Raw genomic sequence first — 13,136 nt, forward strand, 5'->3', positions numbered from 1 at the left:
CCGTCCACTCTAGGCGCGGCGCCACCGCCGGGCGCTTCGCTTCGGGCTAGAACAGGCTTCCCACCGGCTGGATGAGTTCCGGGGAGTCGTTCTTTACGTTTCCGACGGCGGTGCCGACGGCGTCGATCGTCCAGCCTTCCGCGACGTCGTGCGCCCCGGCACGGACCAGATCCACCAGTCCGGCGGCGTCGTCGGCCTGCGGGTCCAGCCACGCCTGCATCGTCCCCCGGTCCATCGGCAGAGGAACCCGGTCGTGCAGGGCCGTGAGTTCGGCCAGCATTCCCCCGGCATAGCCCTCCGGCGGCGAGTCAGTGGTCATAATCGACGTCGAGAGCAGCCAGCGCTCCGGGTCGTCCTCGGCCTTGGACGGGTCCTTCCACCATTCGTAGAGTCCGGCGAAGACGATCGGGCGGCCGTCCCTCGGGTGCACGTAGTAGGGCTGCTTGCCGCGGCCTTCGCCCTTCCATTCGTAGTAGCCGTCGGCGGGGACCGCGCAGCGACGGGCCCGGGTGGCCTTCCGGAACGCCGGCTTCTCCAGCACGCTCTCGCTGCGGGCGTTGATCATCTTCGAGCCGATCCGCGGGTCCTTGGCCCAGGAGGGCACCAGTCCCCAGCGCGCCAGGTGAAGCTGCCGGACCGGCTCCCCGTCCACCAGCCGTTCGAGCAGGATCGGCACGTCCGCCGTCGGGGCGACATTCCACGACGGCGGAACCGCGATCTCCTCCTCGAGTTCCGCGTCGAACTCGGCCAGCAGGTCTCCGACGGCCCGGGCCATCACGTAGCGTCCACACATGGCACCAGCATGCCACCGCGCCCAATCCCTGTCATCCGCCGCGGCGTCCTGCGTGCTCACTCGCCCAATCACACCGTCCCCTAGACTCCGTGCATGGCAAAGACTGCGACCGTGGTGCTGATGTGTGGACTGCCCGGCTCGGGCAAGACCAGCTACGCGAAGACGCTCGAACGCACCGGGTACGTCCGCCTCTCCGTTGACGAGGAGATGTGGCGCCTGGACCGGGCCCTGGCGGCCCGCTTCGGCACCCCGGAGTACTTCGAATTCACGCTCGCCGTGGAACGACAGGTGCGTTCCCGCCTTGTGGATCTGATATCAGAGGGCCGCGACGTCGTTGTCGACCTTTCCTTCTGGTCCCGCCGGCGGCGCGAGGAATACAAAGCGGTCATCACAGCCCACGGCGCCGCTTGGCAAGTCGTGTATCTGGACGTACCCCGGAACGAACTGCTCCGGCGTCTTGCGCTGCGTCAGCTGGACCCGGGACCGAACTCAGCGCCGGTCGGACCGGACGACCTGGACAGGTTTCTGGCCGGCTTCGAAGCCCCCGCGGATGAGGGCGAGACCATCATCCGCCTGTGACCGCGCCCGCCCTGCGGGAATACCGGTCCCCGGGTTACGGTTGTTGGCAGTAATGTACGATTTTTTGTCGCAAACGGCGCTGCCACCGCGCGCCGTCAACCAGCTTGAGGAGAACTTCGTGGACTTCACCCCCGAATCCGGCACCATCACCATGTTTTCGACCACCTGGTGCGGCTACTGCAACCGCCTGAAGAAGCAGCTGGACGCCCAGGGCATCGGGTACACCGAGATCAACATCGAGGAAGTGGACGGCACCGCAGATCTCGTGGAGAAGCTCAACGGAGGCAACCGCACCGTTCCCACCGTGCTGTTCCCGGACGGCACCGCCGCCACCAACCCCTCCGCTGCCGAGGTCAAGAGCCGCCTCGCGGCCTAAGGCGCACCCCTGAACAGATGACGACGACGGCGCGGCCACCCACGGGGGGCCGCGCCGCACCGCGTTGTACGGCAGAATCTTGCGTGAGCGAAGTCTTGCGTGACAGAAGCTTTGAGACACGAGTATTTGCGGCCAGAACCGCGACCGAGCAGAGGAGCTATTTCCATGGTCCATAAAGTCAAAGGCGCAGTAGTCCGCTCCAAGGGAGGACCCGTCACCCTGGAGACCATCCTGGTCCCGGATCCCGGACCCGGCGAGGCCCTGGTGGACATTCTCACCTGCGGTGTCTGCCACACCGACCTGCACTACAAGCAGGGCGCCATCAACGACGACTTCCCGTTCCTGCTCGGCCACGAGGCCACCGGTGTCGTCAGCGCCGTGGGCCCGGACGTCACCGAGGTGGCCCCGGGCGACCGCGTGGTGCTGAACTGGCGCGCCGTCTGCGGCGAATGCCGTGCCTGCGCCAAGGGCCAGCCGCAGTACTGCTTCAACACGCACAACGCCGCCCAGAAGATGACGCTCGAGGACGGCACCGAACTCACCGCGGCGCTCGGCATCGGCGCCTTCGCTGAGAAGACCCTCGTCGCCGCCGGTCAGTGCACCAAGGTGGATCCCGAGGCTGACCCGGCCGCCGTCGGCCTGCTCGGCTGCGGCGTGATGGCAGGCATCGGCGCCGCCATCAACACCGGAAACGTCAAGCGCGGCGATTCCGTCGCCGTCATCGGCTGCGGCGGCGTGGGCGTGGCGGCCGTTGCCGGCGCCGCGCTTGCCGGCGCCACCACGGTGATCGCCGTCGACATTGACCCGAAGAAGCTCGAACGCGCCAAGGACCTCGGAGCAACCCACACCGTGGACTCCTCCGCCGTCGACCCGGTCGAGGCGATCCGCGAACTGACCGGCGGCTTCGGCGCCGACGTCGTGATCGACGCCGTCGGTCGTCCCGAGACCTACAAGCAGGCGTTCTACGCCCGCGACCTCGCCGGCACCGTGGTCCTCGTGGGCGTACCCAGCCCCGAAATGACCCTGGAACTGCCGCTCCTGGACGTGTTCGGCCGCGGCGGCTCGCTCAAGTCCTCGTGGTACGGCGACTGCCTCCCCTCGCGGGACTTCCCCATGCTGATCGACCTCTACCGGCAGGGCAAGCTGGACCTGGACGCCTTCGTCACGGAGCGGATCACCATCGACCAGATCGAGGAAGCCTTCGACAAGATGCACTCCGGCTCGGTGCTGCGCTCGGTCGTGGAACTGTGAGCGGCGGGCCCGTGAACGGCCTCCGGATCGACCGGCTGGTCACCTCGGGCACCTTCTCGCTCGACGGCGGCACCTGGGACGTGGACAACAACGTCTGGGTCGTGGGCAACGACGCCGAATGCGTTGTCATCGACCCGGCGCACGACCCCGACGCCGTCGAGGCAGCGGTCGCCGGCCGCAAGGTCACCGCGATCCTGCTCACGCACGGCCACGATGATCACATCGCCGCCGTCGGCGAGGTCCGCCAGCGCGTCAACGCGCCCGTGTACCTCAACCGCGAGGACTGGATGCTCTGGGAGCGGGTGTTCCCGGGAACCGAACCGGACCACGCGATCGAGGACGGAGACACCTTCGACGTCGCCGGCGCACGGCTCGTGGCGCTGCACACGCCGGGACATTCCCCCGGCTCCATGTGCTTCTCCCTCGAGAGCGAGGGCACCGTGTTCAGCGGCGACACCCTGTTCCAGGGCGGACCGGGTGCCACCGGCCGGTCCTACAGCGATTTCCCCACCATCATCGAGTCCATCCAGGCCCGGTTGCTGACCCTGCCGGCGGAAACGGTGGTGCGGACCGGCCACGGCGATCCGACAACGGTCGGCGCCGAGGCGCCGCAGCTGCAGGAATGGATCGCCCGGGGCCACTAACTGACTCGCAGCAGGGGCCGTTTTGAGCGCTGAGAACGGCCCCTGCTGCCAGCTAGATGGACCCGCCGTTCCTGGCCCGCGCCGGTCTCAGCCGAGCAGGCTGCCGAAGTCGCAGTAGGCCAGGGTGGCGTAGCGGGCGTAGGTGCCGATCACGGCCGCCTCGATGGCGTCCACGTCCAGGTGCGGGACAAGGTCATTGACGGCACCTGCCGTGGCCGGGTCCCAGTCCAGGCCGAGGGCGGCGTAACTGGCCTCCAGCACCGCGCGGATCGGGGCCGAGTTCTCCACCACGATGACGGAGCTGAACAGCCAGCCGCCGGCGACCACCCGCTGGGCCGTGCCGATCAGCTTGAGCTGGTGCTGCGGAAACTCCGGGTCCTGGCCGTGGACACTGAATTCCCCGGGGCAGTACTCGCCGGGGATCTCCCCCACCGCGGCGTCGACGCCGGCGCTGCGCAGGGCACTGGCCAGCAGCTCGCCGAAGAAGGAAAACCGTCGCTTGGCCCCGGCGATCGCGTCCGAGTCCGGTTCCAGGTGGTCGATCACCAGGGTTCCCTGATGGTACGCCGCGGCGCGTCCCCCCGCCTTGCGGACCAGCGGTTCGAAGTCCAGTTCGCGGCAGGCCTGCGCGGCGGCCTCAAAACCCGGCAGGTGCGTGTCCCGCTGCCCGAAGGCCACGGTGGGCGCCGGCCGGTACAGCCTGATCATGGGGCCCACACCGCCGGTTTTGACCTTCCGCAGCAGCTCCAGGGCGAGGTCCAGGTCCGCGGCGGCGCCCAGGGATGCCTCCTGCCGGAATATCGTCAGCGTCCGCGCTGCGTCTGCGGCCTCCGGCATCTTGTTATGCTCCCATATGGTCATTTTGCAGTTCCTCGTTGTAGCCGCCGCGTTCGCCGTTATCGATTCCGTCTGGCTCAAGTCGATGAGCAAGTTTTACCGGCGCCATCTGGGGCACCTCATGGCGGACAAGCCCCATCTAGGGTACGCCGTCGCCTTCTATGTCCTGTACATCGCGGGGATCGTCTTCTTCGCCCTCCGGCCGGCGCTCGACGGCGGCAGCTGGCTCACGGCGCTCGGGTACGGTGCGGCGCTGGGCACCTTCGCCTACGCCACCTACGACCTCACCAACGCCGCGACCCTGAAGAACTGGCCGCTCATCATTGTGGTCGCGGACATTGCCTGGGGTGCCGTGCTGACGGGCCTGGCCACCGTAGTCGGCTGGCTCGTCTTCCACTAATACCGGCACCGGCCGGCCAGAGCCGGCCGCCCGGCCGCCGCGGGACGACCGGCGGGACCGGCTGAGCCCTACGACTTCCGGAGCGTCAGGATCTGCTCGGCGCGGCCGAACGGCCCGGTGAGGTCGTGGAGCACGGTCGAGGTCAGTCCGATCCCGTCCGTGCCGAAGGACACCTCGTTGTCCAGCCCCAGCCACTCCCCTTCGGGGCGCCGGTACATGTGGATCTGGAGGTCCAGGTTGGGGAAGGAGTAGCTGCCCTTGCCCGGGGGAACGCGGGCGGCAATGCCGTTGGCGGTGTCCACCAGGCCGACCAGCCGGGCGAGGTCGCTGTTGTCCTTCCGGTCCGTCAGCGGATGCCCGGTGTGCAGCCAGACCGTGCCCGACCCGGCGCGGTGCCCGGCGGCGATCCGCATGTCCAGCGACGCGATGTAGCCGCCCGGCCAGATGCTCGCGGCGTCGTAGGGTTCGCAGTCCTCCGGCGCGGGAATCCTGGGATCCTCAAAGGCCGCGATGGCGCTGGTGTCGGAGGTGATCATCCGCCACGCCGTGGCGCGGATCGCGGTGCGGCCGCCGGCGGTCAGCTCGGCCTGCACCAGTTCGATCGTCCGGCCCGGGCGGAGGGTCGTGGTGACGACCTCGAACTCGCCGCCGGGAATCAGGCCAAGAATCTCGTAGCTCAGGCGCGCCATCCGCATGTCGTCGCGCGGCTCATGCCGGTCCAGGCAGTCGGCCATGATGCCGGAGGCGGGAGCCATGTGCTGCTCGTGCTCATTCCAGGCGCCCTGGGCGTGGATGGTGGAGCGGAAACGCCCGCCGCCCAGTACCTCGTAGTAGAAGTCGCCCTCGGCAAGCTCCGGTTGTTCAGCAGTCATCAACGTCTGCCCTTTCGCGTGGCTGGTAATCCCAGAACACACTATCGCTTCCGTGCCGGGGCCAGGCCCACGGCGCAGCCAGCCTGCGCCGCCACTGCCGAACCTTTCACAACTTCCCCTATACCGGGGCCTCATGGCCGGTATAAGTCCGCCACCGTCAACTCACAGGGCGGCGGGACTCTCGACGGGGCGCAGGAGCAGGGCACCGTCGCCGCGGGCGAGTACACGGCAGCGCGGGGCCCCGGCGGCCGCTAGGCACACACGAAGGGGCCGCGCCCACTGCGCGGCCCCCGTCGTGCCATATGAAGCCCTGTGTGCCGGCGTGTCAGGCCTCGACGCGGACGCCCCGCCAGAAGGCCACATGGTCCTTGATATGCCCGGCGTCGGACTTCGGCTCGGCGTAGAACCAGGCGGCGTCCTGGTTCCGCTGGCCGTCCACCACAAGGCTGTAGTAGCCGGCCTGGCCCTTCCAGGGGCAGAAACTGCTGTGGCTGCTGTCCTCCAGGTACGCGGGGTTGACCGAGGAGCGCGGGAAATAATGGTTTCCCTCCACCATGACCGTGCTGTCACTCTCCGCGATGACCGCGCCGTTCCACATTGCCTTTGCCATGGTGTTGTCTCCTGCTCGTAGCCGGGAAGTGCATTACGCCGGGCAGCCGTGGCCGCCCGTCAGTGGCTCAACGACCGGGCCGACCCATTGATTCCGCTGTCTTCCCGCCCGCACGCGCGGCCGCCGGTCCCACTCGATTGGCTGGACTGGGTAGACTCGGAATCAGACTTTCCGCGACTATTCCACCGAAGAGGTGCTCCCCTGATTCGAGTCATCAGCTACAACCTGCGAAAGCACCATGCCATCGGTGAGCTGGTTGACCTGGCCCGCAATTTTGAGATTGATGCCCTGTGTCTCCAGGAGTGCGACACGAACGACCTTCCGGACACCATAGGTGACCTGCACCTTGCCGACGCCACCAAGGGCAACCGGCTGGGCCTGGCGATCTACTACCGCATGGACCGGTTCACGGCGTACGAGACGAAGACCTTCGCGCTGAAGAAATCGCTGCACGACCGCGTCCTGTCCCCCGCGCACGAGCGGCTGATCGGCACCCGGGTGATCGACAATGAGACGGACCACGACCTCGTCATCGCGTCGTTCCACGCGGCCCCGCTGACGGCGTCGAACTCGCTGCGGCGAAACCAGATCCATGCCGCGCACGCGGAACTGCTCAGCATGGGCGGGGGCCTGATGTCCCTGATGGTGGGCGACTTCAACTACCCCTTCTTCACCACGAAGCTCACGGCCCAGATGAAGGATGCCGGCTACGACCTGACCCTCAGTGACCGGCGGACGTACACGCGGTACAAGGTCTTCAAGGGCCACTTCGACTTCGCCACCTCCCAGGGGCTCAACATCGAGAATGTCGAAACCCTGCCGCGCGGGGCATCGGACCACCTCCCCATCCTTATTTCGGCGGAGTACGGCCAGGACGCGCCGGTGGCCGGCGACTCCGCGGCCCCTGCCGCGTAGCCAGGGCCACCGTGCGCGGCGCCAGGGCACTGAAACTCCCGCCCGGCCTCAGGATGATGCGGGACTATGAACGCCCCTGGCTGAAATCCGATCTGGCCTCCGGCGCCGCCCTCAGCGCGTTCCTTATTCCGGCCGGCATGGCCTACGCCGAGGCAGCCGGGCTGCCGGCCGTCACGGGACTCTATGCCTCGATCATCCCCCTGCTCGCCTACGCGGTCTTCGGGCCTTCGCGGGTCCTGATCATCGGACCGGATTCCAGCCTGGCACCGATGATCGCCGCCGCCGTCCTGCCGCTGGCCGGCAAGGATCCGGACGAAGCAGTGGCCCTCGCCGGCCTCCTGGCCCTGCTGATCGGAGGCCTGCTGCTGGTCGGCAAGGTCTTCAGACTGGGGTTCGTCACCGGGCTGCTGTCCAAGCCCATCCGCGTCGGCTACCTCAACGGAATCGCGATTGTCATCATGCTGAGCCAGCTGCCCAAGCTGCTCGGCATGTCGGGCACGGGCGGGTCACTGGTCAACAGCGCCACCGGGACGGCGCAGGCGGTGGCCCAGGGCGGCATCAATCCGTTGGCGCTGCTGTTCGGTGCCGGCACCATCGCCGTCATCGTCGGATGCCGCTTCCTGCCGTGGAAGCTCCCGGGTGTACTGCTCGCCGTCGTGGCCGCCACGGCGCTGACGGCCCTCCTGGACCTGACGGCGGCGCTCCCCACAGTGGGGGCCCTGCCCCAGGGCCTGCCGGCTCCGGCCCTCGGCGGTATCACCATGGACGACGTGATCGCCCTGCTCGGCCCGGCAGCGGGCATCGCGCTGATCGCCTTTGCCGATACCACGGTGCTCTCCAAGAGCTTCGCCGCCCGGAGCGGTGTCCAGGTGGACGGGAACCAGGAAATGGGAGCCCTCGGCGTGGCGAACATGGCCAGCGGCCTCTTTGGCGGGTTTCCGATCTCCGGCAGCACCTCCCGCACCCCGATCGCCGTCGAGGCCGGCGCCAAGAGCCCGCTGAGCGGAGCCGTTGCCGCCGCCCTGGTGGTGCTGTTCATGATCCTGGCACCCGGACTGACGACCTTCCTCCCCTCCAGCGTGCTGGCCGGAGTCGTGATGGTCGCCGCGGCGTCGATCCTCGACGTGAAAACGCTCCTCCGGCTGCTGCGGATGAGCCGGACCGAGGCCGCGCTGCTGGTCGCGACCTTCCTGGGCGTCGCCTTTGTGGGGGTGCTCGAAGGCATCGTGGTCGCGATCGGCCTGTCCCTGATCGCTTTTGTGCTGCGCGCCCTCGACCCTTACCGCACCGAACTGGGCAGTGTGGGAGACGTGCCCGGGTACCACGACCTGACCCGGCACCCCGAGGGCCAGCGCGTCCCCGGGCTCGTGATTGCGCGCTTCGACGCCCCGCTGTTCTTTGCCAACGGCGCCGTCTTCACCGAACACATCCGCACGCTCGTGGCCAACGCCCCGGAACCGGTCCGGTGGGTGATCGTGGCCTCGGAGGCCATCACCGGCCTGGACACCACCGCCCTGGATGACCTCGTGGCCCTCGACGACGAGCTGGCGAAGCGCGGCATCAGCCTGGTCTTCGCCGAAATGAAGGGCCCCATCAAGGACCGCCTGATCCGGTTCGGCGTCAGCAGCCGGTTCGGCGCGGACCATTTCTTCCCCACCGTCACCAACGCGGTGCGGAGCTACAAGAGGGCGTTCGAGCTGGAATAGGGCCCCCCGGCGCCTCAGCCCAGCAGCGGGATCACATCGATCCTGCCGTCCGGGCTGACCGTCACGAGCACCTGTTTTCCGGTGACACCCTCGAGTTCCCCGGCAAGCCGGCCGGCGAGCTGGCCGTCGTCGGCAGCGGCAGCGGCGCCGGCCCCGACGTCGGCCCGCCTCCAGACGGTCACCCCGGCCCCCGTGACGTCCTCGATGGCCCGGTGCAGCGGCGCCGGATCGGTGCCGGTCACCAGGACGACGTGGCCGATCGTCCGCTTCCGGGCGGGCTGCGCCGCCGCGAGGACGGCACGTTCGTGGCGCCACACGGCGAAGTGGTAACCGGCGACGAGGCCGGTGGCCACCAGCAGACCCAGCGGGGCCCGGATCCTGTCGACAACGCTGCCGCCCGAGATGTCGCCCAGGACGTACTCGAACATCCGGTAGCCGATGACCAGCAGGGTGATGACGGCGACCACGGCGCTGAGGCCGAACACCACAATCAGGTAGATCCGGCGGGCGTTCTGCCAGTTCCCGGTGTCGCCGGCAGGGCCGGGCGCCGCCGCCGAAGGGGTCCTCTCCAGGGGCTTCCAGGTGAGCCACCAGACCACGCCGCCAACCAGGAGCGAACTGATGCCGCCTAGCAGGAGGGTGCGTGCCCCCGAGCCCGCCAGCGGGTTCGCCGCCATGGCCAGGGCGGCGTTCACGATCACGCCGATCCCGGAGGCGGCGGCCACCAGGGCGACGCCGGACGTCACCAGCCGGCTTCCCTGCCGGATGGCTTCGGAACTGTCGCGGGCCAGGCCGCGGTGGTACACCCAGACCAGTGACCCGATCGCTGCGGCGGCGACGGCCGGCGCCAGCGGCTCGAGCAGCTGGTTCATCGGTTCGGTGCGGTCGAAGGCGAGCCGCAGCAGGACGAACACCGTGACCCCCGCACCGCCGAGGGTCAGCACCCCGGCGCCGAGGACCCCGACGGCGATGAGCCCGACGCTGGCGAGATCGCCGCGCAGCCGCCGGCCGCCGTCGTGCTGCCAGTGCCACCACCAGACCAGACAGCCGCCCGCGGCCCAGACGAGGGACTGCAGTGCGGACACCCACCAGGGCTTGCCCACCGCCGAGGCCGCCAGCGCGCCGCGGAGCGCGGCATCCAGCAGGACCGACAGGGCTGAGACGGCGCCGCTGACCCCGATCACGAGCCCGATGTAGCTGCTGAGGACCGTGGGGGCGTCGGCTATGTCCACGGGCCGCTTCCGCGGGTGCCGCCACATCCACCGGTGCCAGGCCCAGACGGCTGCCCACACCAGCCCGGTGGCCAGGGACGGGCGCCACTGCAGCGACCGGCCGGAGATCAGCGTGGTCACCGTGCTGAGCAGGTTGCTCGTCGCCAGCACCAGGGAAAGCACGTAGGCGCCGGTCACATACAGGCCCCAGCCGACGGACGCCCGCTCCGCCTCGTCGTCCAGGCGCCGCCAGACAACCCACCACAGGAGCGCGGCCAAGGGTCCGCCGATCAGGGCGAAGGCCAGGGAGCGGGCCAGCCCGGCCACGTCCCCGGTGGCCAGCACGGTGTCCGCCACGAGGAGCCGCCCCAGCAGTCCGCTGAGCCCGACGGCGGCGACCACCACGAGGGCGAAGAGCAGGAGGTAGGTGATGAGGCGGCGGACGGTCCGCTGGGCTCCGCCCACGGCGGAGACAGCGCTCATCACTTCACCGCCGGGTTCTGGCACACCGTCAGCTGCCAGGGGGCCCTGTCGATCAGCCACTTGTCCCCTGTCTTGACCAGGTCGAAGCCGTCCTCGATCTGGTACTCGGCACTTCCGAACGGCCCGCCGCCCTCGGACACGGTGATCAGCACCTTCACGTCCGCCGAGGCCGGCCGCTCGGTCGTTGAGACGAGGGTGACGCGGAGGTTGTCCCCCGGCATCCGTTCCATGGTGGTGCTGCAACGGTTCTTGGCGGCGTCGGTCAGGTAGGCGGCCGCGGCAGCCTCGTCCCCGGCGATCACGGCGGCGGAATACCGCTGGACCACCCCGGCGGGAGTGGCCTCGTCCACCGGTGCCGGCTCGCCACGGGTGAACACCACAATCAGGGCGACGACCACGATGACGGCAATTGCGGCAAGAATGGCTAGCAGCGTGCGGTCCGGCCGGCGCGGCTCTGCTGCGGTCCCCGCGCCCGGCGGTGCTTCCGTTGCCCGCCCGGCCGGTTCTGCTGCCGGTACTGCCGCCGGCGGTGCTGCCGGTTCGGGCACATCCGGCTCGGGTTCTTTAGCCTCTGGACTCATGCCGTCAGTATGTAGCAACCGGGGCGCGCCGTCATGGTGTCTTTCGGCCCGTCCCGCCCTGACCTGCATTGACGCCGGCGCCGGACGGCTCTGGCCATCGGCCGGCGCCACCCCCGAAAGACAGGTCCCCGCTCGGCGCGGGCACGTCGACGCGGCCCCCAGCAGGCACTACGCTCGGGAAATGGGTATCGTGCGGAAAGTCCTGGGCCTCCTCGCTCTGGTGCTGATCGGGCTGGTTGGGACCGGGCCGGTGGCGCAGGCCGTCACGCCGGTGGACATCGTCGTGGAGGACCAGGCCGGGGTGCTGGACCGGAACACCCTCCTGCCGGCCGTGCAGGCGATCGATTTCTACCAGCCCACCAAAGTGGCCGTCTACACCTACAACGGTTCGGCGTCGGACAACCTCAACGAGGAAGTGCTGCGCTTTGCCCGCACCGCGCATCCGGAATGGATCAGCGAGGACGGACAAAAGTGGGCGAACGGGCTCTTCATCTTCGCCCTGGACCCGGTGGGCCAGCACGTAGGGACGTACACGGGTGAGGACCGGAAGGTCTCGCCCGAACAGCGCGAGGACATCCAGGAGGCCTCCAAGGAACTCTTTCGCGATGCCCAGTGGACGGACGGCACCATCGCCGGGATCCAGCGCGGCGCGGAACTGATCAATCAGCCGTGGTACCGCTCCACGGCCTTCCTCGTCGTGGCGTGGGGCAGTGTCGCGGCCGCCGTCGCGGGCGCCGGCACCTGGCTGATCGTGCGCTGGCGGACCCGGGTGGACAGCCGCAAGGAACTGGCCCGCGGCGACGCCAGCTACTCCAACGTCAGCATGGACCTCCAGGTCACGGAGCTCAACGCCGGCACCATCCCGGAAGCCTCCCGCTACGGCAGCACCGTCCTCGAGAAGCACCGGACCTTTATGGCCAAGTACAACACCGCCACCGGCCTCGCCAACCAGGTCCATGCCCTGTCGCCCAAGGACCTGAGCAGGCGGCCGAACCTGAAGCTGGTCCGCCGCTACGCCGACGCCGCTGCTGAACTTGATGCCCTCGACGACGTCATTGCCGACACCAACGCCCTGTTGAACCGGGGCTCCGCCTGGGCCCCCGCCTGGGACCGGCAGCTGGCCCCCTTCCGCGCCGACCTGGCCGCGATCGAGCAGATGCTCAGCAAGCGCAACGCCGAGGGCGACTCCGCAACGGCCGCGGCCCTGCGCTCCTTCCGCGATGAAACCCACCGGGAGATCGAGCGGTGGACCACGGAACTCGCGGACGGAACCATCACGCCCGAGACGGCACTGGACCGGCTCCGGGACGCTCGCACCCACCTCTCCGAGCTGCTCAAGAACCACGCCGATACCGTGATTGCCGGCTTCGCCAAGAACGAGAAGGAATCCCGGCTCATGCACCAGGAGATGGAGGACGCACAGGCCGGAAGCAAGGCCAAGTACGGGCGCACGTACGAACCCAGCATCCTGGGCACCGTGTACCCCTCGTACTACTTCCTCTCCGTGCCGACGTTCAACTCAGGCTTCAACAGCGCTGTCAGCAGTGTCAGCAGCTCCCGCGGCGGCGGCGGCAGCACCACCGGCTACGGCAGCAGCGGCGGAAGCTTCTCCGGCTCCGGCAGTTCCTCGAGTTTCTAGCGCGGTCAGGCGCCCTTGCTGCTCTCGACGACGAAATCGCCGCCGGGGAACAGGATGGTCTCATGGCCGTCGTCAAATCTGACGTGATATGGCGGGGCCCCGTCGGCCCCCTTGACCTCCAGGATTTCGCCGTGCCGGTCCGATGACTCGACCGTTGTGCCACGGATGATGATGCGGTCTCCCTGGGCTGCTTTCATGGCATTCACCTCCCTTCTCCAGCGTACGGTTGTGTGTCCTCC

Annotated in this window: 15 protein-coding genes; 8 read left to right on the forward strand and 7 right to left on the reverse strand. The window is 68.8% G+C overall.

Annotated features, from left to right (window positions below):
• Positions 1-46 precede the first annotated feature (46 nt).
• Positions 47-775, reverse strand: coding sequence for an SOS response-associated peptidase (locus AC06G6_RS10875; protein ID WP_479828634.1), 729 nt, complete (start codon positions 773-775; stop codon positions 47-49).
• A 111-nt stretch (positions 776-886) separates the two neighbouring features.
• On the opposite strand from AC06G6_RS10875, the gene AC06G6_RS10880 reads away from it, so the two are divergent.
• The 4 genes from AC06G6_RS10880 to AC06G6_RS10895 all read left to right on the forward strand — a co-directional run bounded on the left by AC06G6_RS10880 (position 887) and on the right by AC06G6_RS10895 (position 3,643).
• Positions 887-1,372 (forward strand): P-loop nucleotide/nucleoside kinase family protein, encoded by a 486-nt coding sequence (locus AC06G6_RS10880; RefSeq protein WP_479821906.1) that lies wholly within the window; start codon positions 887-889, stop codon positions 1,370-1,372.
• A gap of 118 nt (positions 1,373-1,490) precedes the next feature.
• Entirely contained in the window at positions 1,491-1,748 is a 258-nt protein-coding gene (locus AC06G6_RS10885) for a mycoredoxin (protein ID WP_056429693.1), read from the forward strand.
• Between the two features lie 165 nt (positions 1,749-1,913).
• On the forward strand, positions 1,914-2,999 hold the full coding sequence (locus AC06G6_RS10890; RefSeq protein WP_479821908.1) for an S-(hydroxymethyl)mycothiol dehydrogenase: 1,086 nt from the start codon (positions 1,914-1,916) through the stop codon (positions 2,997-2,999).
• Complete coding sequence (locus AC06G6_RS10895; protein WP_479821910.1) at positions 2,996-3,643, forward strand: MBL fold metallo-hydrolase; 648 nt, start codon at positions 2,996-2,998, stop codon at positions 3,641-3,643. The genes AC06G6_RS10890 and AC06G6_RS10895 overlap by 4 nt, the downstream gene beginning before the upstream one ends.
• A gap of 87 nt (positions 3,644-3,730) precedes the next feature.
• Here AC06G6_RS10895 and AC06G6_RS10900 read toward each other — a convergent pair whose 3' ends face one another.
• On the reverse strand, positions 3,731-4,504 hold the full coding sequence (locus AC06G6_RS10900; protein ID WP_479821912.1) for a lipoate--protein ligase family protein: 774 nt from the start codon (positions 4,502-4,504) through the stop codon (positions 3,731-3,733).
• On the opposite strand from AC06G6_RS10900, the gene AC06G6_RS10905 reads away from it, so the two are divergent.
• Entirely contained in the window at positions 4,497-4,880 is a 384-nt protein-coding gene (locus tag AC06G6_RS10905; protein WP_282383559.1) for a DUF2177 family protein, read from the forward strand. The genes AC06G6_RS10900 and AC06G6_RS10905 overlap by 8 nt on opposite strands.
• 68 nt (positions 4,881-4,948) lie before the next feature.
• On the opposite strand, the gene AC06G6_RS10910 is transcribed toward AC06G6_RS10905, so the two are convergent.
• Positions 4,949-5,752, reverse strand: a complete 804-nt coding sequence (locus AC06G6_RS10910; protein WP_479821914.1) for a thioesterase family protein — start codon at positions 5,750-5,752, stop codon at positions 4,949-4,951.
• Between the two features lie 325 nt (positions 5,753-6,077).
• Positions 6,078-6,362, reverse strand: coding sequence for a DUF427 domain-containing protein (locus AC06G6_RS10915; RefSeq protein ID WP_479821916.1), 285 nt, complete (start codon positions 6,360-6,362; stop codon positions 6,078-6,080).
• A 204-nt stretch (positions 6,363-6,566) separates the two neighbouring features.
• Here AC06G6_RS10915 and AC06G6_RS10920 point away from each other — a divergent pair, with 204 nt between their 5' ends.
• A complete protein-coding gene (locus AC06G6_RS10920; RefSeq protein ID WP_479828635.1) occupies positions 6,567-7,277 on the forward strand; it encodes an endonuclease/exonuclease/phosphatase family protein in 711 nt (236 codons plus the stop codon).
• 11 nt (positions 7,278-7,288) lie between these two features.
• Positions 7,289-8,983 (forward strand): SulP family inorganic anion transporter, encoded by a 1,695-nt coding sequence (locus AC06G6_RS10925; RefSeq protein ID WP_479821918.1) that lies wholly within the window; start codon positions 7,289-7,291, stop codon positions 8,981-8,983.
• 14 nt (positions 8,984-8,997) lie between these two features.
• Here AC06G6_RS10925 and AC06G6_RS10930 read toward each other — a convergent pair whose 3' ends face one another.
• Positions 8,998-10,677 carry a DUF5671 domain-containing protein gene (locus tag AC06G6_RS10930; RefSeq protein WP_479821921.1) on the reverse strand — a complete coding sequence of 560 codons (1,680 nt, stop codon included), beginning with the start codon at positions 10,675-10,677 and terminating at the stop codon, positions 8,998-9,000.
• The gene (locus AC06G6_RS10935) at positions 10,677-11,258 is read right to left on the reverse strand and encodes an LpqB family beta-propeller domain-containing protein (protein ID WP_479821923.1); all 582 of its coding nucleotides are present in this window, start codon (positions 11,256-11,258) and stop codon (positions 10,677-10,679) included. Before AC06G6_RS10935 ends, AC06G6_RS10930 begins: the two co-directional genes overlap by 1 nt.
• Before the next feature lie 181 nt (positions 11,259-11,439).
• On the opposite strand from AC06G6_RS10935, the gene AC06G6_RS10940 reads away from it, so the two are divergent.
• On the forward strand, positions 11,440-12,897 hold the full coding sequence (locus tag AC06G6_RS10940) for a DUF5129 domain-containing protein (RefSeq protein ID WP_479821925.1): 1,458 nt from the start codon (positions 11,440-11,442) through the stop codon (positions 12,895-12,897).
• 5 nt (positions 12,898-12,902) lie between these two features.
• Here AC06G6_RS10940 and AC06G6_RS10945 read toward each other — a convergent pair whose 3' ends face one another.
• On the reverse strand, positions 12,903-13,094 hold the full coding sequence (locus AC06G6_RS10945) for a DUF1918 domain-containing protein (RefSeq protein WP_354350379.1): 192 nt from the start codon (positions 13,092-13,094) through the stop codon (positions 12,903-12,905).
• Positions 13,095-13,136 lie beyond the last annotated feature (42 nt).

The organism is Arthrobacter sp. CJL-S3 (assembly GCF_056711635.1).